Here is a 25622-nt window from a genome sequence, read left to right on the forward strand (position 1 = left end):
CGTTCGTGTCATTTATTGCCGGACGATAAAAAAGCTGAGGCCTCTAGGTCTCAGCTTTTTTCGTTTCCCGGGCCTTCCTCTGTGTCAATGCAGGCAGCATTCTGGAGACAAAAGTCTAAGGATGACCATTAAGAGCAGTTTGCGACTTAGGCGTTTTGGGCGCGCTGAGTAGTTCCAGCGTGTGTGCCAGCAGGTCGTTGCTGCCCCATAGGCCGTGGCCCGGCACTACTATTTCGGCTTTGGGGTAGCGGGCGGCCACTTTGCGCACCGTAGCGGGCCACTGCTTCAGATTCGCCTCATCAATATTTCCGAGGCTGGGTGCCGCCGCTTCTTTCACCAAGCAGCCCCCAAAAAGCACCCGCTGTTTGGGTAGCCACGCCACCAGATTGTCGGGAGCATGGCCTGCACCCGGGGAAAACAGTTCCAGCCGCGTCCGACCCGCCTTAATGACGGTAAAAGGCTTGATAGCCGGCGTAGGGGTGCCGAAACCCAGCTTCATAGCGCGTTTGGCGGTGAGGGGCGTGCTATACACGTTGATGTGGTTGGCGCGCAGAACGGCCAACCCTCCCAGCCGGTCTTCGTGGGCATGCGAGATAATAACGAGCCGTACGCGCTGGTGCAGGCTGTCGGCTACCCAGCGCAGCAGTTCCAGCGTTTGGTCAGGGTCCCAGGCCGTATCCAGCAGCACCGCACCTTTGCTGGTGCTAATGATGAGGCCGTTGGATGGAACTGGCGTTGCCGTGCCAGGGTAGCGGCGGTAAGAGGTGTGCACAAAGATATCCGGTGCTATGCGGCGTACCTGCAGGTGCAATGGGGCCGGTTTTGGGCGGGGCGGCCGCGCCAGTAAGAGCAAAGGAGCGAGCAGAAAAGCGGCCAGTAGCGCCAGCTGGCTTGGGGCACGCAGGCCGCGCAAAAACGAAAAAAACATCAGCAGAGCAATAAACAAGCTCCCCTAACGGCCCGGCTACCGGGATAGTGCCCTAGCTGGCAAAAGTGCCACTCAATCAGGAAATCATCTGCCGGACATGATGCTCCAGATGCACGGTATAGTCTTCTATTAGCCACCCCAGCGTCACGGCGTAGCCGTTATCAAACTCGCAGCAATGCGCCAGTTTATCGGGTGTGAGCTGCACAATAAGGCGAGCTAACTGCTGGTTATGGAGCGTCCAGAGCTGGAGCAGTTCGGTTACGGGAGCGGTGTGATAGGCTCCGCATTCCACCCACCCGTTCTGGTCGTAGGGTACCACTCGGTAAGGAGTCGGCTCCAATTGGCACAGCACAAATCGGCGGTGGTTGTTCACGGCCGAATCAATCAGATGCCCCAGAATCTGGCGGCGCGACCAACCTCCCGGAGTCAGGGGACGGCACAGGTCACTCTCTTCGTAGACCGGTAGCCGCTCGTTCAGCAACGCCAGCATCTGGTGCAGGCGCTGTAGCGGTTCCGTCACTGCAAGCCCCGCAGCTTTCGGCGTATACAATGGTTCAGAAACTGCCATAGCGGCTACCAACGCGGGCACCGCCCGTCTGAAAGAGTACAATAAACCATTCGTAACGCAGCCGATTTGCTGCAAAAGTACTGCGCAATACTGTGACTATTGCCGTAAAAATTAATTATAAGAAGTTGACTAATAGATTTTTATTGGTCGTGGGAGGTATTTGTTCCGTTTAAACCGGAAACGACATCCTGTGTAGTATAGAAAAATATAAATGTATAATGAAGAGTATGAGCAGCTTACCAGGAAACGTGTGGTGCTGCGAATAGCGTGAGGATATGGGTTGCAGCGGCTGGTGTACTTTCTGGCTAAAGCTCCCGAACTTACGTACCCGCATCAGCCTCCTATTTCCCACCGTTTGCCAGCACCCATGAAAACTGTTCCCACTTCTGCTGCTTCTGGGTTGCCGCAACTTTTTGCGCAGCAGCAGGCCCGTTCCGAAGCGTTGCGCCGTGAGGATGCCGCGCCCCGGCTGGCGCGCCTGCGCAAGCTGGCCCGTTGGATAGCTGACAACCGCGCCGCCATTCAACAGGCCCTGTACGCCGATTTCCGCAAGCCCGCCACCGAAACCGACGTCACGGAAATCTGGCCCTCCCAAACGGAAATCAGGCATACCATCCGGCACCTGAAGCAGTGGATGGAGCCGCACCGCGTCGAGACGCCGCTGGCACTAATGGGTGCCCGCGGCTGGGTACAGTACGAGCCCAAGGGCGTCTGCCTCATTATTGCGCCCTGGAACTACCCGTTTTATCTGGCCATTGATCCGCTGATTTCGGCGCTGGCCGCCGGCAACTGCGCTATCATCAAGCCCTCCGAAATGACCCCGACCGTGGCCGCGCTGCTCAGCCGCATGGCCCGCGAAATCTTCGATCCGGCCGAGGTGACGGTGGTGGAAGGCAACAAGGACGTGGCTACGAAGCTACTGGAGCTACCATTCCACCATATCTTCTTCACGGGCAGTCCGCAGGTAGGCAAGGTAGTGATGCGCGCCGCCGCCGAACACCTGAGCAGCGTGACGCTGGAGCTGGGCGGCAAAAGCCCGGCCATTGTGGATGAAACCGCCAATCTGCGCGATGCGGCCGAGAAAATCGTGTGGGGCAAAGGCATCAATGCTGGCCAGACTTGCGTGGCCCCCGATTACCTGCTGGTGCAGGAATCCGTGCAGAGCCAGCTACTGGAAGAAATTGGGAAAGTGGTGCGCCGCCTGTATGATACCGAAGGAAACGGCGTAGCCGCCTCCGATTCGTATGCGCGCATCGTCAATCAGCATCATTTCGAGCGGGTGGCTGGGCTGCTGGAAGATGCGCAGAAGCAAGGAGCCACCGTGGCACTGGGCGGCCATGTAGATGAGCGGCAGCGCTTCATCGAGCCTACCGTGCTGCTCAATGCTCCCTCAGATAGCCGCGTAATGCAGGAAGAAATATTCGGGCCGCTGCTGCCGGTGCGCACCTTCCGCACCCTTATGGAAGCCACTGATGAGGTGAACTCCAGGCCCAGGCCGCTGGCGCTGTATGTGTTCACGCAGAGCCGCGAAAACCAACGCTACCTGCTGCGCAACATCCCGGCGGGCGGGGCGGCCGTCAACGAAACTATCCTGCACCTTGCCCACCCCGACCTGCCCTTCGGTGGTGCTGGCAACAGTGGCCTAGGGCGGGCTCACGGCCACGCTGGCTTTCTGGCGTTCAGCAACGAAAAGTCGGTGCTGCGCCAACGCATAGGCCTTACCGGAATCAAGAGCTTTTACCCGCCCTACACGCCCAAAGTGCAGAAGATGGTGAACCTGCTCCTGCGCTGGCTATAAGCGGCCGCCCACTATCTTTCAATGCAAGGTCCTACAGCAGCCGTTGTAGGACTTTGTTTTGGGATTTAAGTATGCAAGCCGAGTAATTCTGCGGGAAAACTCCGATATTTTCAGAACCGGCCGGCCTAAGTAAGCCGCTGATTCCCGCATTGCTTTCTGAACACGATGACTTTTACCGATGCCCAGCGCGAAACGCTCCGCGCCCTCGCCGATACCTTTATTCCGGCTCTGGATGGCCCGGCCGAACAAGCTGCTTTCTGGCAGCGCCACGGCTCCGAGGGAGTGAACCTGGACCAGATAGGAGAGGTGCTGGAGGAGCAGCCGGCGGCAGCCCGCGCCGAATTTGTGCAGCTGCTACGGCTGCTGAATACGCCCACGCTGGGCCTGACGTGGTTTGGGCCGCTCCGTCCGTTTGCTAGGCTACAGCCCGCTCAGCGCGAAAAGATGCTGCAAAGCTGGGCGCAGAGCAACCTGCCGCAGTTGCGCAAAGGCTTTCATGCGCTGCGCAAGCTGTTCACATTCCTGTACTACGGCGGCTCCACCGCCGAAACCGGCAACCCGGTCTGGGCGGATATGGGCTACCCCGGTCCGCAGCCCGACGCTGTAGTGGATACGCCCCGTCCGATTCGGACGCTGCAGCCCACGCAGGACACTGTATATGAGTGCGAAGTGCTGGTGATTGGCAGCGGCGCGGGCGGTAGCGTGGTGGCCGGCGAGCTGGCTGCCGCCGGCCACGACGTGCTGGTGCTGGAAAAAGGCCCCTACTGCCACGGCTGCGACTTCACGCAGCGCGAAGTGGACATGATGGGCCGCCTCTACGACGCCAAAGGCACGCTCAGCACCCAGGACGGCGGCATCGGGATTCTGGCGGGTTCCTGCCTGGGCGGCGGCACCACCGTCAACTGGGCCGGGGCGTTCCGCACCCCCGACTACGTGCTGGAGGAGTGGGCCCGCGAGCATCAGGCGCCGCATTTTACTTCGCCTGAGTTCAAAGCCAGCCTGGAAGCGGTGAGCCGGGCCCTGAGCGTGAACACCGACTACACGCGCCACAATGGCCAGAACCAGGCGCTATGGGACGGGTCGCGCCGGCTGGGGCAAGAGGTGAAGCTGATTCCGCGCAACGAAAAGGGGCTCAGTGATTCGGAGGAGCATTTCCGGGGCCTCGGGTTCAGCACCATGGGCGACGCCTACGGGATCAAGCAGGGCACGCTGAACACCTATCTGCTGCAGGCCTTTGAGCACGGCGCCCGCCTGCTGGCCGACACGCGCGTGGAGCGGGTCATCATCGAAAATGGCCGCGCGGTGGGAGCCGAAGCCGTGCATACGACTGCTGACGGACGCTCGGTACGCGTGACAGTGCGGGCCAGGCGCGTGGTGGTGGCAGGCGGCGCTATCCAGACGCCGGCCTTACTGCTGCGCAGCGGACTGAAGCATCCGCACATCGGGCGCCACCTCAACCTGCATCCTACGGTGGTGGTTTCGGGGCTGTATGAGCAGGAAATGCACCCGTGGTACGGGCCCAGCATGTCGGTGGTGAACGACACATTTACGCGTATCGGGGGCACCAACTACGGGGCCAAGCTGGAAACGCCGCCCGCCCATGCCGGCCTGATGAGCATGGTGCTGCCCTGGCTGTCGGGGGAACAGCACAAGCGGCTGATGCAGCAGGCGGCGCACCTGGGATCGTTCATCGTACTGACCCGCGACCGGGACGGCGGCCGCGTCAGCATCGACCGGCACGGCCAGGCCCTCATCGACTACAACCTCAGCGACTACGACCGGGCGCACATGCTGGCCGGCATCCGGGCTGCGGCCGAAATTCATGCTGCCGCCGGGGCGCATACCATCTTGCTGCCCCACGGCACGCAGCCTACGCTACGCGTGCAGGATGGCCGGATTCAGAACCCCGAGGTGCTGGAGCGGCTGCCGCACCTGGGCTGGAAGGCCAATCAGTTCGGGCTCTATAGCGCCCACCAGATGAGCACCTGCCGGATGGGCGGCAACCCGGCCACCCATCCCACCAGCCTCACCGGCGAACTGTACGACGTGCAACACCTCTTTGTCGCCGATGCTTCGGCCTTTCCGGCGTGCAGCGGCGTAAATCCAATGCTCACGATTATGGCACTGGCTCACTACACGGCGCAGCAGCTGAAAATCAATCTGACAGAAGGTCAGCATGTGGCCGCTGCGGCTGTTGCGGCAGGTATCTGACGGAATATAGCCACCGCAGAATAGACAAAAGCCGGCGTTTCTGCGTATGCGGGGCACACGCCTGTTTTCGTTCCTGCCGTATGCATCTCTCCCGTCCCTTCCTCACTCTGGCGCTATTGGCCACGCTGGCTGCTGGCTGCGCCCGCCGCAACAAGAGTATCCCCGAAGCCAAATCGGTGTCAACGGCGCCTACCGTGACGGCCACTGCCGCCCGCGACCTGACTGATGTGATGACTGACGAACTAAAGCTGCGCCCCGATCAGCAGCAGAAAGTACGCGCCATCCTCACCACCACTGCTGAGCAGGTGAACACCGCCCGGCAACAGAATGCCAACAATCGTCCGGCCCTAATGGCTGAGCTCAAGCGCATCAATGTCTCTTCCGATAAACAGATGCAGCAGGTGCTAACTTCTACCCAGTACCAGCAGATGAAAGCCAAGCAGCGCCAGATGCAGGCCGAAATGCAGAACCGTAAAGCCGGCCAGTAGCCCGCTGCTTAGGCTCTGGCTAAAACGCCCCGGTCCGCCAGCTTGCTGCTGGTTGGCTGGGGCGTTTGCGTTTGTGTAGTGGCACAGTGTACAGGCAACTGTTGTGAATGGAGTTGCATCTGCCTCTGCAGCCGGAAGTTCCGGTTCGCACAGCACCACCACGCTTCTCAGCCGGCAGCCATGAAACGACACGTACTACTCCTCGGAATATTGCTCCTAGTAAGCAGCGCTGCTACCGCCCAAACTGTTGCGGCAGCCGAAAAACAAGCCCTTGCCAAGCAACTTAATCAGTTGCTGCGCGACCCCGCCAAGCCGAAGCAGGAAGTGAAGCTAGAGCTAGATGGCTGCCATGTGCAGCAAATCATCCGCGACAATGACGCCGATGTGCAGATGTCGCAGCCTGTAAACGTGAGCGTAAGCAAAGGCAGCTCCGACTGGGCCGTGAATGTGAGTAGTGGCCGGTTTGAGATGAAAATGGGGTTCGAGTGGAGTGAGGTCACCGGGCTGAGCTACGCGCCACAAACCGAAGACGGCCAGCATACCTACGAACTCAGCGTGAAACGTCAGAGCAAAAACAGTAACGTCACAACGGAAATGACGCTGTATACCGCCGACGAAGCGGTGGTGAAAGACGTGGTGCGCCGACTGGAAAAAGTGCGTCTGAGCTGCCGGTAGCAGGTCGTTGGCGGCGGCTCACAACCTTCCGCAGCGGGTTTCGTTCGCACGGTGCTGTTCTCTTTCACACCCTACGTATGCGCCGCCAGTCCTACCTGCTTCATTTCAACCCGAAACTCAGCCTGAACGCCGCCGGCAAGCACGTCCGCGACGGGCTTTCCACCGTGCTACGCACCGGCGACAACATCTGGGTAAGCTGCGACGAGCGCACCAGCATTGAGCGGCTGCGCCTGACCGGTACGCATGAGTTCGGGCAGCATTGCCGTTATCAGCTGGCCGATCTGCTGGACCTCACAAACGAGGCGGAAGACGTGGAAATCGACATTGAAGGAATGGGCGAGTGCGGCCACTATCTGTGGATTATTGGTTCGCACAGCCTCAAGCGCAAGCAGCCCAAGCCCGACGAGGAGGATGTCGCTAAGCAAATTGCGAAGCTGGCGAAAGTAGAGGAGGAGCCCAGCCGCTACCTGCTGGCCCGGGTGCCGCTACTGCTGAATCCCGAAACCGGCGACTACGAGCTGTTCAAGGAAGCTCCACACCCCACTGATTCTACGCAGACTCTGCGCGCCGCCCAGATTCGGGCCGACGACACCACCAACGACCTGCTCGATTTGTTGGCGAAGGACCCGCACCTGAAACCTTTCATGCAGATTCCGGGCAAGGATAATGGCTTCGATATAGAAGGGCTGGCCGCTGCGCCTGATGGGCGGCTGTTTGTAGGCTTGCGCGGACCCGTGCTCCGTGGCTGGGCCATTGTGCTTGAACTACTGCTCCGGGAGGATAAGCACGGCCGTCTGCGTCTCGATGAGGTGCCTGGCGCCACGGAGAAATACTACAAAAAACACTTTCTGGACCTGGGTGGCATGGGCCTGCGCGAACTGCGCCAGCGCGGCAACGATATGCTGTTGCTTGCCGGTCCCACCATGGACCTCGACGGCACTATTGCGGTATACTGCTGGCCTGATGCACTGCGCCAGGAGCAAGACAGCCTGATTGGGCCCGATAAGTTGCAGCGCCTGTTTGATGTGCCGCATGGCTCGGGCCCCACTGCTGGCCAAGACAAAGCCGAAGGAATGGCCATACTCGATAAGGAACACGTGCTCATCGTGTTTGATAGCCCCACCGACGCCCGCAAAAGCCAGCCGCACTGCGTGGTAGCCGATGCCTACCGAGTAGAACAGTAAACAGCAGCTAGGCTGGCCGAAACAAAAACAACAGTTACTGCTTGCTGAGAGGCAACAACCAAACGCGCGCACTTTTGGTCCGCGTTTTCCTGCTTTTATTCCTCTCCACACGCCACACCTATGGTTCGCACCCCCGAAACCACGCACCGCATCCACTTCCAGGACTGCGACATGCTGGGCCACCTCAACAACGCCCGATTTCTAGACTACTTCCTCAATGCCCGCGAGGAGCAGGTTATTCAGCACTACTCCCTGAACATGGGCAAACTGGCCCGCGAGCAGAACGGGGCCTGGGTGATTACCAAGCACCACGTAAGCTACCTGCGGCCCGCCAACCACGGCGAACTGGTCCGCATTCGTACCCAGCTCATCCACTTCGATAACTCCAACCTAGTAGTGGAAATGCAGATGCTCAGCGAAGACAGCCAACGGCTGAAAGCCTTGCTCTGGTCGGAAATGGCATTTGTGGCCGTGAAATCCGGTACCCGCTCCGAGCACTCTGATGAGCTGATGGATTTGCTGGAAAAGCTGGACGTAGACGAAATTGACTACGACCCTGATGGGTTCGATGACCGGGTAAGAATGGTGCGCAAGCAACTCAAGCAGCTACGCCGCGACGAAGAATAGGCAGCACTAATGCAACTCAAGTGGCAGCTTCTGCACCAACAACCTGCTACTGTTAGCGAGCTTATATCTACAAAAAAGCCGGAATGCACTAAGCATTCCGGCTTTTGCTTTCTGCCCAATTCCGCTTAGGGTACCAGCTGCAGCAGAAGCGCGGCATAGCGGTGATACACTACGTAAAAACTGATATCAAACAGCAGCAGAAAAATGCCTTGCACCCATAAGGAGCGGCCAAAACCCCGGAGCCGTTCGGGTTTGAGAGCCGCTGTGCCGGCGCGGGCACGCAGCCAGCTCCCAATGCAGATGTATGCGGCATCGAGGCCGACATTGAGCAGCAGTATCTTCTCAAAATTGAACTGAGCCGTAAGGCTGTCGGTGAGTGTGAGGCCGGCCACCTGATTGGGGTGCGCCTGCACCAAGCCCCAGACGGCTAGCAGCGCATTCACAAATCCCCACCCGATGTTCATCTGGTGAAAATAATGCTGCTCAGAACGGGTGTCCGTACGCGTGACGTAGTAGCCACTTACCAGCAGGTTGAGTAGCGCCCAGGCCCCCAATACACCCATGCCACGTTCTGCCAGCAGTTCGCGGGCTGTATTAAGCGCAGGCAAAACGGTAGCAGCCGACAACGACAGAAATACAGATGTAACTGCCATGCAGGAAAGGTAGAAACGGATACAAAAAAGGGAAGCCGAAGCTTCCCTTTTTGATTATACAGAACGCAGTAGCAGTAAGGCTAGTTGTTGAAGCCCACGCCTACATACAGCTGGAACACGCCGTTCTTTACGTTGTCGTAAGCGCCGGCACCAGCATCTTTAGGGTCGTTGTAGATGTCGGCCAGGCCCAGGTCGTAGCGGGCACCAATGCGGGCAGGACCAACACGGCCTTCCACACCGCCTACTACACCATATTCGAGGCTATTGAGGCCTACGCTGGAAATCTGACGCTCCGTACCGGCATACTTGGCCTTCACCAGCAACGATACCTGCGGCCCAACGTGCACGCTCACATTATCAACAATGTTGTACACCAGCAGCACGGGTACCTGAATGTAGTCTAGGCGCGTTTCGCGCGTTTCGCCCGTGGTCTGGCCCGGCGTCGTCGACTGAACGGTGAACTGCTCAGCATCAAAGCCTTTGCGGGTGAACAGTATCTCTGGTTGCAACGACACTTTATCGTTGAAGCCAAACTGCGCATATACACCCGCGTGGTAGGTTTTCAGGCTGGACAGGTTCTTATAGGCGTCTTTGTCGCCGCCGCGCAGGTCAGCCAGATTGAAGCCGGCCTTTACACCAAACCCATTATTGCGCGAGTCGCTGGTACCTGGAGCGTAGTCTGTGGAAGAACGCGTGCCGATAGGACCGTCTTGGGCTTGAGCAGCCATGCCAGCACCAAACAGGCAGAGGAGAAGGAAAATCTTTTTCATATGGAAGAGAAGTGAACGGGAGAGAAGTGTGGCTGCAAACAGAGGTAGCAGGCCGGTTTTACAGCGCTATACTTGCCCGGCCGTGTAAGTGTTGCATGTCGGCCCGAAACCAGGGCATAATTTTTTGTTGGATCTATGCCGCTGCATTGCGTGCAGCTACTATCTTTGGCGCTTTCCGGCCGCCGCCAGAGGGTTTGCGGGGCGTTAGCTCAGTTGGTTCAGAGCACTACCTCGACAAGGTAGGGGTCACTGGTTCGAGCCCAGTACGCCTCACGCATTCCTTCCCCGAATCCGAAGTAACCGCTCTATAGGGCGGTTATTTTCGTGTAAAAGCCAGCCTGCCGCTCCTATGATTTCCATTGCCTGGGCTCCACTGTATGCCCATCCGCTGCCCGCCAACCACCGGTTTCCTATGCTCAAGTATGAATTGCTGCCGGAACAGTTGCTACGGGAAGGTGTGGTAGCAGAAAGCGCATTTTTCCGGCCCGTGCCACCGCCGGCTGAGGACATTATGCGCACCCACACGACCGACTATTACCAACGGCTATGTAGCGGCCAGCTCACGCGCCATGAGGAGCGCGCCACCGGCTTCCCGTGGAGTGCGCAGCTGATTGAGCGCGAAGTCATGATTCTGGGAGGCACGCTGGAATGTGCCCGCCGGGCGCTGCAGGGCGGTGTAGCGCTGAATATTGCCGGCGGCACCCACCATGCCTTTCGTGACCGGGGCGAAGGGTTCTGTTTGCTCAACGACCAGGCCGCGGCCGCCGACTATCTGCTGGCCCAGCCTGAGTTTGGTGTCAGCAAGGTGCTCATTGTGGATCTGGATGTGCATCAGGGCAACGGAACAGCCCGTATTTTTCAGCACGAGCCGCGAGTCTTTACGTTCAGCATGCACGGAGCCCGCAACTATCCGCACCGCAAGGAACAATCTGACCTCGACCTGGCCCTGCCCGATGGCACCGACGATGCGACCTACCTTAGCTTGCTACACGACACACTGCCGCGCCTGTTACAGGAGCAGCAGCCTGACTTTATCTTCTACCTAAGTGGGGTAGATGTGCTGGAAACCGACAAGCTCGGCCACCTTGCCCTGAGCCGTGCCGGCTGCCGCCAGCGCGACGAATTCGTGCTTGGTCTTTGTCACCGCCACCAGATTCCGGTGGTGGTATGTATGGGCGGCGGCTATTCCCCGCGCATCGCCGACATTGTGGAGGCGCACGCCAACACCTTTCGCGTAGCAGCTGATTTGTGGAGCTGAGAGGTGGAATGGCGACAATGTGAATCCGCTACCTAGTTTGCTCTTCTGGGGCTGGGCTACTCTTGTGCTCCCGCCGAAGAATCAACTGCCAGCGGAAGGCCCACCGCCAGCGCAACGCATAAGTTGTGATGCCTGCTGCAGCTAGCAACTGTTGCCAGTCGGGGCGAGTGAAGGCACGGGCTACGGATAGGGGCGCATCGTGCTGCACAAGGTAGGAGCCCCGAAACAGGCGCGTCAGCCAGCGGATGCTGTAATAAGCCAGCGGGTGCCGGTGCAGGTCGTTGATGATGACCGCCAGACCCGCCTGCTGCTGCCACTGCGGAAGCAGCTGCGCCAGCGCCGCATCAGAGAAATGGTGGCAAAACAGACTGCAGGTCAGGATATCGAAGGGCTGCTGCTGAAAATCGGCGGAAAAGATGTCTTGCTGCCGAAATCTGATTTCAGGATAATTCCGGGCTTTTCGAGCCGCATACTCCAGCATAAATGGGTTGGCATCAATACCGACCAGTTCTATGGGCACTGCGTGTTTCCGGGCCCAGCGGGCAATATGCCGCAACGTGTCGCCGCCGCCACTACCTAAGTCGGCGAGGCGAAGTGGGCGGTTTTGAGGAAACTGGGGCCGCAGCTTTTCCAGGGCATTCAGTACCGGCGCGTAGCCTCCCAGCCAGGTGTTGATGGTTTCCAACTCGTCGAGGTTGCGGCGCAACGCGTCCGACGCCAGCGACAGGTCGTCCATCAACTCCTCTTCCGTCGCACGGCTCGAAAAATCAGGCATAGCTATACCGATGAAGACATGGCCGGCTACACCACGCGCAGCAGCATGGCCTCCAGCGTGAGGCCGGGCCCGAAAGCAAAGCTGAGCACCGGGGCGCCGCTGTCGGCTGCCGTGAAACCGGCCAGCAATTCGCGCAGTACAAACAGCACCGTTGCCGACGACATGTTGCCGTATTCGCGCAGCACGTGGTAGGCCGGCCGGTTGTCCTGGGTAGTGAGGCCCAGTTCCTGCTCAATGGTTTCCAGAATGCGCCGCCCGCCCGGATGAATGGCGAAATGCCGGATGTCGCGCAGCTGCACGGGCAGGTTGCGTAGCAGGTCGTCGGTGAGGCGCCGGATGCCGCGCTGAATCAGCTTGGGAACGTAAGAAGAGAGGGTCATCTCAAATCCGAAGTCGTTGACGTGCCAGGCCATATCAGCGTGCCCGTCGGGCTCCAAGCCACAGTGGAAGGCTTCCAGGGCTAGGTGCGGACGGTCGCCGGAGGGCCGACCCAGTACCAGAGCCGCCGCCGCACCGTCGCCGAATAACGCGTTAGAAATGAGGTGATCTTCTTCGTGATGCTTCTGGAAGTGAATGGTACACAGCTCCGTGCAAACTACCAGCACGCGGGCGTCGGCGTCGGCCCGGCAAATGGCATCGGCCAGCTTCAGAGCATTGAAGGCAGCATAGCATCCCATAAAATTCACGCAGGTGCGCTGCACATCAGGCCGCAGCCCCAAGCGGTTTACCAGCTCAATATCCAGCCCTGGCGCATACATACCCGTGCAACTCACTGAAATCAGGTGTGTCAGCGAATTGGCAGGCACGTCAGGTGCTTGGCTCAGGCAGCTCTCAGCAGCGGCGGCAGCCAGCGGCAGTGCCTCCTGGCGGTATATCCGCATCCGGGCTCCTACCGACGGAAACGGCTCCAGGTCCGGTGTATTGGGAAAGAAGGTGAATTCGCCGTTGGTGCGGCCGTAATCGGGTAGCACGGTATAGCGGTGCCCAATGCCCGACACCCGGTAGAGGGCCCGCAGCTTACGGGTCTGGTCAGTATCGAATTGCAGGGCGCGGGCCATGAAATCCCCGATCTGGGCTTGTGGAAGACGGTGGGGCGGGTTGGCCGTGCCAATGGCACTCAGGTAGCTGATCATTCGGTGCAGTATACGCAATTAGGAGGCGGTCAGAACAGGGCAGGGGCAGAATGCAAAAAAACTATACGGTGCTACAACCTATGCAGCGCCATTTGCTACTCAGCACGTGTAGCAGCGTGTTACTTACGTTATTTTATTCGATGGAGAATCAGAAAGCGGTGCCGTGCGTACGACGCATAAGGGCCTGTACGCCATCTTGCCAATGGCGCAGGCCGCCTACTACCGCCTCACTCAGCACAGGCCGCCCGAATAGGCCCTGTACCAGCCGTCCCACTTGCAGCCGCTGCCCAAACTGTGCCTGCCAGCTGTGGCGGTAGCGCGTTTCCAATGTCGTGCGGGTGATACGGCCTTGCAGAAACTCATGCAGGTGGGTGCTGGCCAGATAGGCACCGTGTATAGCCATAGCCATACCGTTGCCGCAGAGCGGCGTAATCAGGCCAGCTGCGTCGCCGCAAAGTAGCATGTGGTCTTCCACACAGCTTTTGGGCGCGAAGGAAATTTCGTTGATGACTTCCGGTTGTGGATACAGAAACTCGGCGGTTTCCAGAATTCGGCGCAGGTGTGGATTGCGGGCCAGTACATTCTGTTCCAGTGCGGCAATGGTGCCCTGCTGCTTCAGGTTGTGGCGCGTGGTGAGGTAGCAGAAGCAGTAGCGCCCGTCTTCCACCGCCGAGATGCCCGCGTAGCCGTCCTCAAAATTATGCAGCGCAATCTGGTCAGTCGGGTAGTCGAGGCGCAGGTGGTGCTTCACACCGAGGTACGGAGAGCGTTGCTGAAAAAATGGCCGTTGCAATTGCCGGTCGAGGGCACTGCGCTTGCCGAAAGCCCCCAGCACAACGCGTGCTTCCAGTTGCTGCCCGTCGGCCAGCGTTGTGATGTGGCTGTCAGTGGCTGACGCATAGGCTACCGCTGCCACGGTAGTCCGCTGGAGCACCACAACGCCACGGGCCTCTGCCAAGCCCGCCAGATGATAGTCGAGAGCGAAGCGGCTGATGCCGAATCCACCCATGTCAAGCGGGGCGGATAGCGTGCGCCCCGCCGGCGACGACAGTTGAAACCGGGTAATCCGGGTTGGGCGCAGCTCCGCCGGATCGGCATCAAGGCGGCGCAGATACGGCAGCACTTCGTTGGAGATATACTCGCCACACACCCGATGAAACGGATAGTGCTGCCGTTCCACCACCGTTACGCTGTAGCCACGGTCTCGTAGGTCGAGGGCAGCGGTGAGGCCTCCCAGGCCGCCGCCAATAATGAGAACGTCCAACTTGTTTTGTCTAGTAAAGGGTTGGTTCAGAGGGTGAAATAGGGCGGTTAGTCGAAGATGAGTTATATTTTGTTCATCTAATGAATAATACCCGGTATCTTTGCAAACCTAAATGGTTGCCTAACGTTTTAGCAGGTATCCTATCCGCGCCTTTTTTACGCCCCATTTCCACCCTTACGGCCCGCTATGATGCCACGCCTACTCTACTTTCTGTTTTTGATGCTTCTAGCCATCGGTCCGGTGCGCAGCAGCATATCTTCTGCTTCCGCTACCCCAATCGGAGTTACTAAGCGCGCCGGCCGCCCAGCCGATGAGCGTACGATTTTGGTGTACCCGAATCCCAGCACAGGCATTGTTCATATTGCCATTAATGGCTTCGAAGGCCGTAAGCTAGAATTGCGCGTGCTCAACGTAATTGGCTCGGTAATTTACCGCGAAACCATTACGGAACTCAACGACCGGTTTACCAAAACCTTGGATCTAAGCAAGTTTGCTAGCGGCCTGTATTATGTGAAGCTCGAGGGCGACAACGCCAGCGAGATGCGCAAACTGGTAATCCGGTAGCTGCCAGAACTGGTTTTCATTCAGTTAAGCTCAAAAGAAAAGCCCCATCTGCTACAGATGGGGCTTTTCTTTTATCGGATCAACGACTTAGCGGCGGTTTTTAGCGCGAACCGGTATCGGTTTCAGGGACGCTTTTACTTGTTCAAACGTATTGAGGGCAAGCAGGGCCGTGGCAAGTGCTACGCCTAGAAAAATCAGCAGAGACATCGTAGGGAAGGTTAGAAGAACGAAAGAAAGTGCGTCAACGGTGCTATCCGGAAGGATAGTATGCCCGAGCAGGCGCGTATATGTTCTAGAACCGCGAAAGGGCCCAAGTAGTTGCAGTATAATTATGTGCTGCCCAGTAACTGCGCCACTACGTAGCGGGCATCGGTGCCTACGCCGCCCATCAGAGCCGAACTGCGGCTATTCAGCCACGGAAGTCCTAAAAACGCAATACCCCGCGCCTCAGTAAGGCCGTAGTGGTGGCGTGGCGTGCCGTCGGCCTCAAAAATGGGCAGCTTTATCCAGTCAAATCCAGGCCCGAACCCGGTAGCCCAGACAATGGCATCGAGCGGCGGTGTTGCCAGCCGTTGGCCCTGTAAGCCGCCAGCCGGTGTGCTGCTGCTGGCCCGACCAATAAACTGCGCGTTAGAAAAGCGGCGCAGCCGTTGCAGGTCGCCTCTTACCACTGGCTCTGGCTGCAGCATAGCATAGCGGCCTAGGGCATTGTAGCGCGAAATGCCGAGCATTCCGGTGCCTTTCAGCAGTGCCCAGGTGGCTTGGTTATTCGGAAAGGAGGGCGTGCTGTCGTCGAAGGCAGCATAAACCGGGCGAATGGTGGCTACATCGGCGGCAATCTGTAGGGCCGAATTGCCGCTTCCTACTACCCCTACCGCTCCGGTGCCTGGTAGCTGCTGCGGGTTGCGGTATTGGCTGCTGTGGAGCTGCTGCACGGCAGCCGGCAGCTGCGCCGCAAAGCCTGGTATACGCGGCATAGAATAGGCACCGGTACTCACAATCACGCGATGCACATGGTACAGTTGCCCTGTGGCCGTCTGCACGGTGTACCCATTGCCTACTGTGGCCGGTGCTAGACTAACGGCACGTTGCCCGGTATGTATCGGAAACCGGAAATGCGCTGCATACTGACGCAGGTAGGCTGCCGCTTCGTCTTTGGTTGGGTAGCCGAGGGCGCTGCCGGGCCAAGGTAGCCCCGGTAGGCCGCTGGCCCAGCGCGGCGAAAACAGCCGCAGTGCATCAAACCGGGAGGCCCATACGTCGCCGACAGCAGCGCGCTCTTCCAGCAACACAAAATCGATGTTGCGCTGCTGCAGATAGTATGCTGCCGCCAGCCCTGCCTGGCCCGCCCCAATAACGAGTGTATCAAAAGAAAATTCAGTCATGTAGCGCCTTTAAAGGCGGAAGATACTGCATGTGGTACTGGAGCTGCTTGGCTACAGTCCCGGAAAATCCCGCCGCAGTCCGGCCATCACCTGCTCGGTCACCTCACGAACCAGGGTTACCAGCTGTTGCGCTTCCTGTGGTTCCAGAGGCGTGTCGCGGCAGGCTTCCAGGCGGCGGATGGGCGCGTGCAACTGCCGGATGTGCAGTCCATCGAGGGAGCTTTTGAGGTGATGAGCGGCAGCGGCTAGCTGCTCGCACTGCCCGGATGCGGCATGTTGCTCCAGCTCACGAACGGCCGGCGGAGTAGTCTGGATAAACAGATGCGCGAGGCGCCGCACAAATTCCTCGTTGCCGTGTGCCAGCCGCCGAATACCACTCAGGCTGTAAAGTGGAGCGTTAGCCGTTTCTGCACCGGAAATAAACTCCGCTGATTCTACCGCCGGCCGCTTACCCAACGCGGCAGCAATAGTCCGGAAAAGGTCTTCTTCCCGAAATGGCTTGGATAGATACCCTGAGAAGCCCGCTTCCGCGTAGCGCTCCGCCTCGCCGCGCAGGGCGTGGGCCGTGAGAGCCAGCACCGGCGTAGCGGCTCTCTGCGCCTCCGGATGTTGACGCAGGCGCCTAGTAGCGGCCACTCCATCCATACCGGGCATCTGAATATCCATCAAGACAATATCGTAGCTGTGTTGGTCAAACAGTGCCAGCGCATCCGGGCCGGTGCTGGCGGTATCTACCGTCCAGCCCCAGCCCCGCAGCAATGATTCTACCAGAAACTGGTTTACGGCATTGTCTTCGGCCAGCAGCACCCGGCGGGCCCCCAGCTCCCGGTAGTTGGTGGCTGCTTTGGCCGGCACTTTCACGGCGGTAGGCTCAGCGGGGCGGAAGGTGAGCGTAAAGCCGAAGGTGCTGCCTTCGTGCAGGCGGCTTTCGGCCATCATGGTGCCTCCCATCAGGTCTACCAAGCCGCGCGAAATGCTCAGGCCCAGGCCGGAGCCGCCATATTCGCGGGCCGTGCTGGCCGAAGCCTGCGTGAAGGGCTCAAACATTTCTTGCAGCTGATCGGGTGGAATACCGGGCCCGGTATCCAGCACCTGGAACTGAAACAGGGGCTCTTCGCCGGGCTGGCTGAGGCGGCGGCACGTGAGGAGCACCTGCCCGTGCTCGGTAAACTTTACGGCATTGCTGAGCAGATTAAGCAACACCTGACGCAGCCGATGCGGGTCGCCGAGCACGGTAGTGGGCACGGTGGCCGGCGGCAGCTCCAGCTCAAGCGCAATACCTTTCTCCTGTGCCCGTGGCAGCAACGACTCCTGACTGGCCCGCAGTACTTCCCGCAAATCAAAAGGAATATTTTCCGGCCGGATTTTGCCGGCTCCCAGCTGCGCCATTGCCAGCACATCATTGATGACGACTAGTAGATGGTCGGCGGAGTGGCGGATGTGGCCCAGGAACTGGCTCTGCTGGTCGTCGAGCGGCGTCTTGGATAGCAGCCCGGCCATGCCCAGAATCCCGTTGAGCGGTGTGCGGATTTCGTGACTCATGTTGGCCAGGAAGTTCTGCTTGGCCTGTGCGTTTTCTTCGGCTGCTTCCTTGGCAGCGTGCAAATCAAGCTGCGTGCGTTTCAGCTCCGTGATGTTGATATCAACACCCAGCACCTGCATATTGCCATCGGCCAGCACAAACGGGCGTTTGATGCTGTAAAACCAGAGAATCTCGCCGTCGGGCTTGGTAAACGTTTCTTCCTGGATGAGCTCCTGCCCGGTGCGCAGCACTTGTTCGTCTTGCTGGCGGTAGCGCTGTCCATCGGTCAGCATGGCCGGCAGCTGGTCGGGCTGAGCGCCTACAATCTGCTCCGGGGTCATGCCGTATAGCTCGGCGGTGGCGCGGTTGGCCAGCAAATAGTTGCCTAGGTTGTCTTTGAGGTAGATGAGGTGCGGCGTAGTGTCGATAACTTGGCGGAAAAGACGGTTTTGCTCGGCCAGCCGCCGGTTGGCAGTGCGGCGCTGCTCATCGGCTACTTTCCAGCGCGTAATGTCTTCTCCAACGCCTACTATCTGGCGCACTTGCCCGGCCGCATCCCGCTCAAAAGGAGTGTCCGTAACGCGCAGCCAGCGGGCTGATCCATTGCGGTGGGTGAGATGAAATTCCAGGGACAGGATTTCACTGTCCGCTAGTTGGGCTACGTGCTCATAATGTTCCCGCAACCGCTGTACTTCCGTCGGGGGCATCAGCCGCTCCAGCACTTCCCCGCCCATTTCCTGGATTTCCTCCTCCGTATATCCCAGCATGACTTCGATGTGCCGGTTGGAGTACACATTGCGCTTTTCAGCCAGGTCGTAGATGTAGATAAGGTTGGGGGCTGTGTAGGCGACGCGTTCCACCAGCAACTGGCTTTGGCGCAGGGCTTCTTCGGTGGCTTTACGCTGAGTAATATCCTCGGCGCTGCACAGCACTTGGTACACGAGGCCGTTTTCGTCGCGCGTGAAAGCCGTGCTCCGAATCCAGAGCCACCGCCAGTTGCCGTTCTGGTGCCGTACCCGGTACTCGCCGGTGCTAAGTTCCCCATCTGGCAACGCCTGCAGGTAGCCCCGTTTGTTGAACAGACTCCGCAGATCCTCCGGATGAATAATCTGCTGCAACAGCCCCGCCTGGGTTTCAATGGTCTGCTCGGGGTAGCCTAGTACCCGCTCTATCTGCCGGTTGATGTAGTTGAGGCGGTGTGCCTGCAGATCGTAGAGAAAAACAACCGCCGGAATGGTGTCGTTGATGCGGGCCATGAGCAATTGGCTGTGGCGCAGCTGGGTTTCGGCCTGGCGGCGGGCCGTAATATCGGTGAGGTAAATGTTAGCTGCTTCCTCTTGGAGCAGCGGTACAATGGTCCAGTGGTAAAACGCCCCATCGAGCTGACGCTCCACAATGCGGGAGGTATTCTCCTGCAGAGCCGATTTTACTTGCTGGTGCAGAAACTCCCGGTCGGGTTGCCACTCTGGCCTAGCCAGGGCCCGGAGTACTGGGCCAGCTGCCGGATTGGCGTAGCGGGCCTGGCCGTCGTGCCCGAAACAGATAATAGGGTCCGGGCTCTGCTCTGCCAGCTGGCTGAGTTCCTGCACGTGGGCCTGCACCTGCCGCTGGCGAGTTACGTCTTCGTAGCTCCAAAGGTGTAGCATCGTGCGCCCGTTCTGTACCACCGGCAGGTACTCGCGCTGCAGAACACGACCGTTGGCCAGCTCTACCAGCTCGGCCCGGCGCAGCTGAGCCCGCATCGCCTCATCCGCCTGCTGCAGCACGTCGTCGGGCCGTCGGAAAGCTGCCGACTGGCGCAGAACCTGATGGCAGTCCTGGCCAATGTAGGCTGCGGGAGGATCGGGTAGCGCCAGCAAGTCGCAGAGCCGCTGATTGATGAGCTTGATGTGGCAATGTTCGTCCTGCGCTAGTAGGCCGGTGCTGATTGTCTGGAGCAGCGCGGTAAGCTGCCCAGCGGCAGCCTGGCTCTGTAGGTGCGACTGTTCACGCAGTTGCTGCAGTTCCTGCCGCAACGCTTGTTGGGCTTGCTCCGCGTGCCGGAGGCGGCGCTGTAGCTGGCGTTGACTGATAGAGCTCATAGCACACGGTTTCAGGCAAGAAGGGGAAAGGCAGCCTGAGTGTCAGTGGCACGCCTGCACAACATTAGCGCAACCGCACCTCGTTGTTCTGAGCCATACGATAAATAGTAGACTTCCCGATTTGCAGCTTGTCGGCAACCTGCATAATATTTCCTTGGTGTGCATCTAAATAGCGCTGCACAATGGCCGCTATCTGAGTCCGCAGCGACTCGGCGGCTGGGGCCTGCCCATTGGTGCTGCTACCCTGTATGCGCAACGACAGGTCCTGGGGCAGAATGGTATCCTGCTCGGCCAGCACAGCCGCCAGCTCTATAATGGCTTTCAACTCGCGCACGTTGCCAGGGAAGGGGTAGCGCAGCAGCAGGTTGCGGGCCTCATCAGAAAGGCGGCAGGGAGTCATCTTATTCTGGTGGCAGAAATCACTCAGGAATGACTCTGCAAGCATCAGGATGTCTTGGCCACGCTCACGCAGGGGGGGGAGCACAATCGGCAGGCCCAGCAGCCGGTAGTACAGGTCTTCGCGGAAACGGCCCTTCTGTACTTGCTCTGCCAGATCATGGTGGGTGGCCACCATCAGGCGGGCATCGAATGCAATGGGCTGGCCTCCACCTACCCGCAGTACCTCCCGTTCCTGCAGCACTCGCAGCAGCTTAGCCTGCAGGTCCAGTGGCATTTCGGCAATTTCATCGAGAAACAGGGTACCGCGGTGCGCTTCCTCAAACCGCCCGATGCGGCGGCTGATAGCTCCCGTAAACGCCCCTTTCTCATGGCCGAACAGCTCACTTTCCAGCAACTCCCGCGGAATGGCTGCTACGTTTACGGCCACGAATGCCTGCTCGCGGCGTGGCGACAAATAATGAATGGCTTTGGCCACCAGCTCCTTGCCAGTGCCAGTTTCGCCGCTCAGCGACACGGTGATATTGGTGCGCGCAGCTTTTTCGATAAGGGTGCTGAGCTGCTGCATCTGAGGGCTGCTACCCAGAATGGCGCGGCCCGGCTCGTACTTCATGCCAATCTGCTCACGCAAACGCTCGTTTTCACGGCGTAGCAGCAGCTGCTTGCGCACGTTATTCACGGAGTTCCAGAGGCGGTCAGCAGTTTCCTCATCTTTCACTAGGTAGTCATACGCTCCCTGGCGCAACAGCCCGATAGCCGTACGCACATCTTCCTGACCCGAAATAATGATGACAGCTACCTCGGGCAGGCGCTCCTTAATCTGACGCAGTACCTGGTCGCCTTTGCCATCAGGCAGCGAGTAGTCCAGCGTAATCAGGTCAGGCTTTTCACTCAGATGGTCGAAGCACGCTTGGGCAGTAGTGAAGCGCTGGACCTGATAGTCAGGGTTCTGGGCAAGCTTATATTCTAGAAGCTCGCCATACCAGGCGTTGTCCTCGACAATAAAAATATTAACAGCGGAAGAAACAGACATTTGAATCAGAAGGGATTAGCCTGCCGTAGCCTGAATAATTGGATAGCAGAAGCACCTGCCAATTGCTGAAGTACCACGCATTGGGAAAGGGTTTCATACCAATTATACAGTTTTCAATAGCTCAGGTAGGAGTGGATGGAGGCGGAGTGCGAGTATAGGGGGGGAAAACGGGCTTTGCCATATTTTCTCTAAATGGGAAGCGTAATCTACTATTGGGAAAATATATAATTTATATTATATTATTAAGGTATTGATAATCAGTGTGTATAATTTAAAAATATACAATGGCAACTGTATTGTACAAGTAGGGATAACGCTCTTGGGATTGGTCCGGGAGCTTATTTCTGCTCTACTATGGAACGCACCTTCTACTCCCGTATACTCGCACTAGCTGCCCTGTGGCTGCTAGGCACCTCTACCAGCATGGCCGCCAGGCCCGCCATCTATGGCTCAGGCCCAGCACAAGAAATAGTTTCGTGTGGGGTTTCGCTTACCTGTGGCTCAGTTTCATTCAGAAACAGGGCTTCAAACAATGATTTTACTGATTATGCCACTCTCAACCTGCCCTTACTAGGACTCGGGGTTGTGCCGGTTGGGGTCAAAGTGGAGATGTCGGACCGGGTGCTGAAGAATTCACGCGCCGGATTTGTAATCGGTTCCAGCAGCATCTTATCGGCGATAGGTCCTATCAGAATTAAAACATACGACGGAACAACAGAGAAAGAGTCTCTGCTAGTTACGTCTCTTGCCACCACGGTGCTTGGCTCCGGCACGCCAGGCCGGCTGGAATTCGTCGCGAAAGAGGAGTTCGACCATCTGGAAATTATAGCCACCTCACTAATAGGAGTCGACTATGATATTCGGGTGTACTATGCCTACGGGGTAGATGCCAACGTGGTAGAAACAGCCACAGGGGTAGTGTCGCGGTTTCCGAGCCCAGCTGCCGGTGTGAACTACAGCACGGAGGTAGTAGATAATGGCGTAAGCGTCTGCGTTAATTCCGGTGTTCAGAACCCGTCGTTCGCGGCCGATGCGTCCCTGACTAACCACGCCACCTTCAACTCCGTGCTAGGAGTAAGCTGCCCGAACTCCCTGAAAGTAAAGCTAGAAAACAGCGTGCCGGGTGGCTACTATGCCGGGTTTGTAGTAGGTAAACAAGGTCTTGCCGATATCAGTCTGCTGGGCGGGTTGCGCATCACGACCTACCTAAATGGCGAGCCACGGGAAAGTGTCACCGGCTTTGATCTGCTAACAGTTACGGCGCTGCCCAACGGCCAGTATCAAATCAGCTTTCCAACAAATCGGGCGTTTGATGAGGTGAAGTTGACGCGCAGCAGCGGGTTGAGCGTGCTAGACGGCCTGGAAGTGTACTATGGCTTTGGCCTGGAGCCGGGTGTATTCAAAGACCAGACCCCAGTGCGCTCAGACTTCTCTAGTGGTGCTGCCGGCCAGGTTACCTACTCGGGAAGCGGTAGTATCCAAAATCCGCAAAACATAGCCAATGCCAGCCTTACTGATTATGCCGAAATCAGAACTAGTGTGGTAGGCGTACTGACTTCGAACACTGTGCGCGTGAACCTCAACGGTAGTGGCCAGGCGGGCAATGCTGCCGGCGTAGTGCTGAACACGGGTGCCGGGCTGCTGAATACGCAACTGCTCAACGACATCACCATTCGCACCTACGACAGCAACAACCGGTTGCTGGAAACAGCTAGCGGTGCGTCGCTGCTTTCACAGGGTTTGCTGACCAACGGGAATACCGAAGTGTATTTCAATACCACGCAGAACTTCCAGCGAGTAGAAGTAGAAATCAACACAACGCTGTCTGTATTCGACCGCACCCGCATTCTGTATGCCTTTGCCGAAGACCGTCCCAACGGCTTCCCGCTGACAATCACGGCACCCGGCCCGCTGCCGGTTGAGCTGGCTGCTTTCGATGCCAAGGCTTCCGGGCTAGCAGTAGATGTTGCTTGGAGAACGGCATCCGAAACTAACAACAGCTATTTCCTGGTAGAGCGGGCACTGCAGGCCAAAGATGGTTTCAAAGCGGTAGGCCGGGTAGAAGGAGCCGGTACCAGCACGGGCCGCGCCTATAGCTTCCGCGACGAAACCGCTGGCAAGGCAGGAGCTGCTACCCTTTACTATCGTCTACGTCAGGTTGATACCGACGGCACCAGTCAGTATTCCCCGGTGGCAGTGGTAACATTGAACCTACCCAAAGCTGAGGTGCTGGCCGTATATCCTAATCCTGCTACCAGTTCCGACGCGGTAACGATTGAGCTGCAGGCTTTCGGCGAGAATGCACTTGGCCTCTTGAAAATCTATGATACTCAGGGAATGTTGGTTCGTCAGATACCTGCTTCCAAGTCGGTCATGAGCCTGCAAGGCGAGGTGCTGCCCGCCGGCCTCTACAACGTGGTGCTAACCGGTAGCCAGGGCCAAAAGCTGGGCAGCCAGCGTCTGGTCGTAACAGGGCGCTAGTAACACAGCCGCCTCACGCATGTGAGGCAACAAAAAGGCCCGCCGGTAGTACCGGCGGGCCTTTTTGTTGTGGGACTGGACTGTCTGCTATTCTGTGTCTGAGCGGAGCAAGCGGGCCACCTGGCGGCCGTCTGCGGTGCGGGCCAAATACAAACCAGGTGCCACCGAAGCAGCTGGCTGCCATTTCACTTCACCGGCTGCCGAGCTGCGCAGCGTTGCTACCTGCCGTCCGAGCCGGTCGAATATGGTTACGGTCTGCACGCCGGCCTGCGCCAGCTGGAAGCTTACTTGGCCTGAGAACGGTGTAGGCACAGCGGCGAGAGTCGTTACTGCCTTGGCAGTTGAAGTAGCCAGCGTTGTGTTCGTGACGCGGAAAGTAAGCGTCTGTTGGGTCACGCCTTTGATGGGGCAGGCATTATCTGTAGTGCTGACCGTGCAGTAGTACAGGCCGGGGCGTAGCGTAGTAGGAGGGAGCCAATTGAGCTGCGCCGTAGGCTGCGCGCTAGGAGCCGAAGGAGTAAATTCGGAATTAGGCAGCATCTGCTCAGCGTTGCTGGTCAGCGTAATGACCTGATTGGGATTGGAATCAATGCCACTCAGGTTCAGACTGATAAGGCGACCAGCTGTGACTGGAATAACGGCGCTAGCTTGTTGAGAAGTGCCTCCAATCGTGACAGGGCCCAGCGAAGGATTCACGTTGCTGCCACAGTCCGACACGACAAACACCATTTCGCGCCGCACGCTGCCGATATGGAAATACGTGTTGCCGGGCTGCCGACGGTACTCATCCACTTTCACGACTACCACATACTTGTTCTGGGCCTGTAGCATCGTAGTGTTGCCCGGTGTGAACAGCACTGGGGTAAACGACATTGAACCCATGGCCGGGTTGAACAGGAAGCTGGGCACAGCCGTTTTCACGGGGCAAGCGCCCGTAAAGGCCAAGGAAGGAAGCGGGAATGTGGGGCTGTACGTAGTTAGTGAAGCGGGAAGCGTTGCTACGCAAGGAGCACCGGTAGTGGGCAAGGAGATATACGTGGCCCCTGCATTGAACTGATTGTAGACATTAGGGCTACCGCAGGACATTAGAGGCCGTTCCAACGAGTAGACCAATGAGTCACCGTCCGTATCATAGGCCAAGTGGCTGAACGTAGTTGGCAGGTTCCAGCCCACGAATTGTACCGCATTGGTTGCAAATACTGGTGAGTGGTTTTGGAAGGTTTGGCCATTTCCCATATTGCTCAGTGTGGCCTCGTAATAGATGTCCGTGTTGCCGTTGATATTGGCCAGATCCGGACGAGCATTGTCCTGTACGCTGATACGCCATTCGGCGGCCGGAGGCAACGTAACGATGGTTTCGTAGCGAGCCATTTCTGTGTTTACCGGAAGGCCTGCACCACATGGGGCAGCGCCACCCGGAGCACCCGGGCAATAGGGCGTACCAATGGTTGAGTTCAGCAGCGGTGCGACAGAAGTAATGGCTCCTGTGCCAGTAGTTGTGCAGCCCGTAGATCGGCACACAAATGTGGCAGTGGTATACACGCTGACACCGCTACAGTCCCGGAATACGGTAAGGGCTAGCTTGTAGCGGTTGTTGCCAAGAGCCTCATAGGTCAGGTCGCCGCCAAGGAAGTGGGAGGCTCGTGCCGCAGGAAACTGTAGCAACAGTAGGGCGGCTAGTAACAGGAAGGGTAAGCGTTTCATCATGGAATAAAAGATATGGTGGAGAAAAATTGCAGATACAAGAACCATGCTTAAAAATATAATTCCAACTATATGGCTATTGATTTTTTCAAGTGTTATGGATTTGCGTTTTAGGGGCGCTGTA

20 protein-coding genes and 1 tRNA gene are annotated in these 25622 nt (G+C 58.2%); 10 read left to right on the forward strand and 11 right to left on the reverse strand.

Annotated features, from left to right (window positions below):
• Nucleotides 1–115: 115 nt before the first annotated feature.
• Both bla and H4317_RS02065 read right to left on the reverse strand, forming a co-directional pair.
• A complete protein-coding gene (bla, locus tag H4317_RS02060) occupies nt 116–928 on the reverse strand; it encodes a subclass B1 metallo-beta-lactamase (protein ID WP_185888539.1) in 813 nt (270 codons plus the stop codon).
• 76 nt (nt 929–1004) lie between these two features.
• Nucleotides 1005–1448: a DinB family protein gene (locus H4317_RS02065; protein WP_185888540.1), complete on the reverse strand. Its 444-nt coding sequence runs from the start codon at nt 1446–1448 to the stop codon at nt 1005–1007.
• Between the two features lie 415 nt (nt 1449–1863).
• Between H4317_RS02065 and H4317_RS02070 the strand changes: the two genes are divergently transcribed.
• The 6 genes from H4317_RS02070 (at nt 1864) to H4317_RS02095 (ending at nt 8479) form a co-directional block, all read left to right on the forward strand.
• A complete protein-coding gene (locus H4317_RS02070; RefSeq protein ID WP_185888541.1) occupies nt 1864–3294 on the forward strand; it encodes an aldehyde dehydrogenase family protein in 1431 nt (476 codons plus the stop codon).
• Nucleotides 3295–3459: 165 nt separating this feature from the next.
• Nucleotides 3460–5505 carry an FAD-dependent oxidoreductase gene (locus tag H4317_RS02075; protein WP_185888542.1) on the forward strand — a complete coding sequence of 682 codons (2046 nt, stop codon included), beginning with the start codon at nt 3460–3462 and terminating at the stop codon, nt 5503–5505.
• An 80-nt stretch (nt 5506–5585) separates the two neighbouring features.
• Nucleotides 5586–5993 carry a hypothetical protein gene (locus H4317_RS02080; RefSeq protein ID WP_185888543.1) on the forward strand — a complete coding sequence of 136 codons (408 nt, stop codon included), beginning with the start codon at nt 5586–5588 and terminating at the stop codon, nt 5991–5993.
• A 180-nt stretch (nt 5994–6173) separates the two neighbouring features.
• Nucleotides 6174–6668, forward strand: a complete 495-nt coding sequence (locus H4317_RS02085) for a hypothetical protein (RefSeq protein ID WP_185888544.1) — start codon at nt 6174–6176, stop codon at nt 6666–6668.
• A gap of 77 nt (nt 6669–6745) precedes the next feature.
• Nucleotides 6746–7852, forward strand: coding sequence for a DUF3616 domain-containing protein (locus tag H4317_RS02090; protein ID WP_185888545.1), 1107 nt, complete (start codon nt 6746–6748; stop codon nt 7850–7852).
• A 120-nt stretch (nt 7853–7972) separates the two neighbouring features.
• Nucleotides 7973–8479 carry an acyl-CoA thioesterase gene (locus H4317_RS02095; RefSeq protein ID WP_185888546.1) on the forward strand — a complete coding sequence of 169 codons (507 nt, stop codon included), beginning with the start codon at nt 7973–7975 and terminating at the stop codon, nt 8477–8479.
• A gap of 125 nt (nt 8480–8604) precedes the next feature.
• On the opposite strand, the gene H4317_RS02100 is transcribed toward H4317_RS02095, so the two are convergent.
• Complete coding sequence (locus H4317_RS02100; protein WP_185888547.1) at nt 8605–9132, reverse strand: DUF6992 family protein; 528 nt, start codon at nt 9130–9132, stop codon at nt 8605–8607.
• A gap of 80 nt (nt 9133–9212) precedes the next feature.
• On the reverse strand, nt 9213–9902 hold the full coding sequence (locus H4317_RS02105) for a porin family protein (protein WP_185888548.1): 690 nt from the start codon (nt 9900–9902) through the stop codon (nt 9213–9215).
• Between the two features lie 198 nt (nt 9903–10100).
• On the opposite strand from H4317_RS02105, the gene H4317_RS02110 reads away from it, so the two are divergent.
• A tRNA-Val gene (locus H4317_RS02110) sits at nt 10101–10175 on the forward strand.
• 76 nt (nt 10176–10251) lie between these two features.
• Nucleotides 10252–11160 (forward strand): histone deacetylase family protein, encoded by a 909-nt coding sequence (locus H4317_RS02115; RefSeq protein ID WP_185888549.1) that lies wholly within the window; start codon nt 10252–10254, stop codon nt 11158–11160.
• A gap of 28 nt (nt 11161–11188) precedes the next feature.
• Here the strand turns inward: H4317_RS02115 and H4317_RS02120 are convergent, their stop codons facing one another.
• From H4317_RS02120 to H4317_RS02130, 3 genes are all read right to left on the reverse strand, one after another.
• Nucleotides 11189–11935, reverse strand: a complete 747-nt coding sequence (locus tag H4317_RS02120) for a methyltransferase domain-containing protein (RefSeq protein ID WP_185888550.1) — start codon at nt 11933–11935, stop codon at nt 11189–11191.
• Between the two features lie 26 nt (nt 11936–11961).
• The gene (locus tag H4317_RS02125) at nt 11962–13068 is read right to left on the reverse strand and encodes a type III polyketide synthase (RefSeq protein WP_185888551.1); all 1107 of its coding nucleotides are present in this window, start codon (nt 13066–13068) and stop codon (nt 11962–11964) included.
• 148 nt (nt 13069–13216) lie between these two features.
• Nucleotides 13217–14332: an NAD(P)/FAD-dependent oxidoreductase gene (locus H4317_RS02130; RefSeq protein WP_185888552.1), complete on the reverse strand. Its 1116-nt coding sequence runs from the start codon at nt 14330–14332 to the stop codon at nt 13217–13219.
• 186 nt (nt 14333–14518) lie between these two features.
• On the opposite strand from H4317_RS02130, the gene H4317_RS02135 reads away from it, so the two are divergent.
• A complete protein-coding gene (locus H4317_RS02135; RefSeq protein WP_185888553.1) occupies nt 14519–14896 on the forward strand; it encodes a T9SS type A sorting domain-containing protein in 378 nt (125 codons plus the stop codon).
• 329 nt (nt 14897–15225) lie between these two features.
• Here the strand turns inward: H4317_RS02135 and H4317_RS02140 are convergent, their stop codons facing one another.
• The 3 genes from H4317_RS02140 to H4317_RS02150 form a co-directional block, all read right to left on the reverse strand.
• A complete protein-coding gene (locus H4317_RS02140) occupies nt 15226–16281 on the reverse strand; it encodes a flavin-containing monooxygenase (RefSeq protein ID WP_185888554.1) in 1056 nt (351 codons plus the stop codon).
• A 51-nt stretch (nt 16282–16332) separates the two neighbouring features.
• Nucleotides 16333–19884, reverse strand: a complete 3552-nt coding sequence (locus tag H4317_RS02145) for a PAS domain S-box protein (protein ID WP_185888555.1) — start codon at nt 19882–19884, stop codon at nt 16333–16335.
• 64 nt (nt 19885–19948) lie between these two features.
• On the reverse strand, nt 19949–21313 hold the full coding sequence (locus H4317_RS02150; RefSeq protein WP_185888556.1) for a sigma-54-dependent transcriptional regulator: 1365 nt from the start codon (nt 21311–21313) through the stop codon (nt 19949–19951).
• 756 nt (nt 21314–22069) lie between these two features.
• Between H4317_RS02150 and H4317_RS02155 the strand changes: the two genes are divergently transcribed.
• Nucleotides 22070–23794 (forward strand): T9SS type A sorting domain-containing protein, encoded by a 1725-nt coding sequence (locus H4317_RS02155; RefSeq protein WP_185888557.1) that lies wholly within the window; start codon nt 22070–22072, stop codon nt 23792–23794.
• Between the two features lie 87 nt (nt 23795–23881).
• On the opposite strand, the gene H4317_RS02160 is transcribed toward H4317_RS02155, so the two are convergent.
• Nucleotides 23882–25501, reverse strand: a complete 1620-nt coding sequence (locus H4317_RS02160; RefSeq protein WP_185888558.1) for a hypothetical protein — start codon at nt 25499–25501, stop codon at nt 23882–23884.
• Nucleotides 25502–25622 lie beyond the last annotated feature (121 nt).

Origin of the sequence: Hymenobacter sediminicola, assembly GCF_014250515.1 — a bacterium.
In the GTDB taxonomy this organism is placed as follows: Bacteria; Bacteroidota; Bacteroidia; order Cytophagales; family Hymenobacteraceae; genus Hymenobacter; species Hymenobacter sediminicola.

What these genes read in the sequence shown, in the direction of transcription:
- bla (WP_185888539.1), bottom strand. Translation starts at nt 928, where the DNA reads ATGTTTTTTTCGTTTTTGCGCGGCCTGCGTGCCCCAAGCCAGCTGGCG.
- H4317_RS02070 (WP_185888541.1), top strand. Translation starts at nt 1,864, where the DNA reads ATGAAAACTGTTCCCACTTCTGCTGCTTCTGGGTTGCCGCAACTTTTT.
- H4317_RS02075 (WP_185888542.1), top strand. Translation starts at nt 3,460, where the DNA reads ATGACTTTTACCGATGCCCAGCGCGAAACGCTCCGCGCCCTCGCCGAT.
- H4317_RS02080 (WP_185888543.1), top strand. Translation starts at nt 5,586, where the DNA reads ATGCATCTCTCCCGTCCCTTCCTCACTCTGGCGCTATTGGCCACGCTG.
- H4317_RS02085 (WP_185888544.1), top strand. Translation starts at nt 6,174, where the DNA reads ATGAAACGACACGTACTACTCCTCGGAATATTGCTCCTAGTAAGCAGC.
- H4317_RS02090 (WP_185888545.1), top strand. Translation starts at nt 6,746, where the DNA reads ATGCGCCGCCAGTCCTACCTGCTTCATTTCAACCCGAAACTCAGCCTG.
- H4317_RS02095 (WP_185888546.1), top strand. Translation starts at nt 7,973, where the DNA reads ATGGTTCGCACCCCCGAAACCACGCACCGCATCCACTTCCAGGACTGC.
- H4317_RS02100 (WP_185888547.1), bottom strand. Translation starts at nt 9,132, where the DNA reads ATGGCAGTTACATCTGTATTTCTGTCGTTGTCGGCTGCTACCGTTTTG.
- H4317_RS02105 (WP_185888548.1), bottom strand. Translation starts at nt 9,902, where the DNA reads ATGAAAAAGATTTTCCTTCTCCTCTGCCTGTTTGGTGCTGGCATGGCT.
- H4317_RS02115 (WP_185888549.1), top strand. Translation starts at nt 10,252, where the DNA reads ATGATTTCCATTGCCTGGGCTCCACTGTATGCCCATCCGCTGCCCGCC.
- H4317_RS02120 (WP_185888550.1), bottom strand. Translation starts at nt 11,935, where the DNA reads ATGCCTGATTTTTCGAGCCGTGCGACGGAAGAGGAGTTGATGGACGAC.
- H4317_RS02125 (WP_185888551.1), bottom strand. Translation starts at nt 13,068, where the DNA reads ATGATCAGCTACCTGAGTGCCATTGGCACGGCCAACCCGCCCCACCGT.
- H4317_RS02135 (WP_185888553.1), top strand. Translation starts at nt 14,519, where the DNA reads ATGATGCCACGCCTACTCTACTTTCTGTTTTTGATGCTTCTAGCCATC.
- H4317_RS02140 (WP_185888554.1), bottom strand. Translation starts at nt 16,281, where the DNA reads ATGACTGAATTTTCTTTTGATACACTCGTTATTGGGGCGGGCCAGGCA.
- H4317_RS02145 (WP_185888555.1), bottom strand. Translation starts at nt 19,884, where the DNA reads ATGAGCTCTATCAGTCAACGCCAGCTACAGCGCCGCCTCCGGCACGCG.
- H4317_RS02150 (WP_185888556.1), bottom strand. Translation starts at nt 21,313, where the DNA reads ATGTCTGTTTCTTCCGCTGTTAATATTTTTATTGTCGAGGACAACGCC.
- H4317_RS02160 (WP_185888558.1), bottom strand. Translation starts at nt 25,501, where the DNA reads ATGATGAAACGCTTACCCTTCCTGTTACTAGCCGCCCTACTGTTGCTA.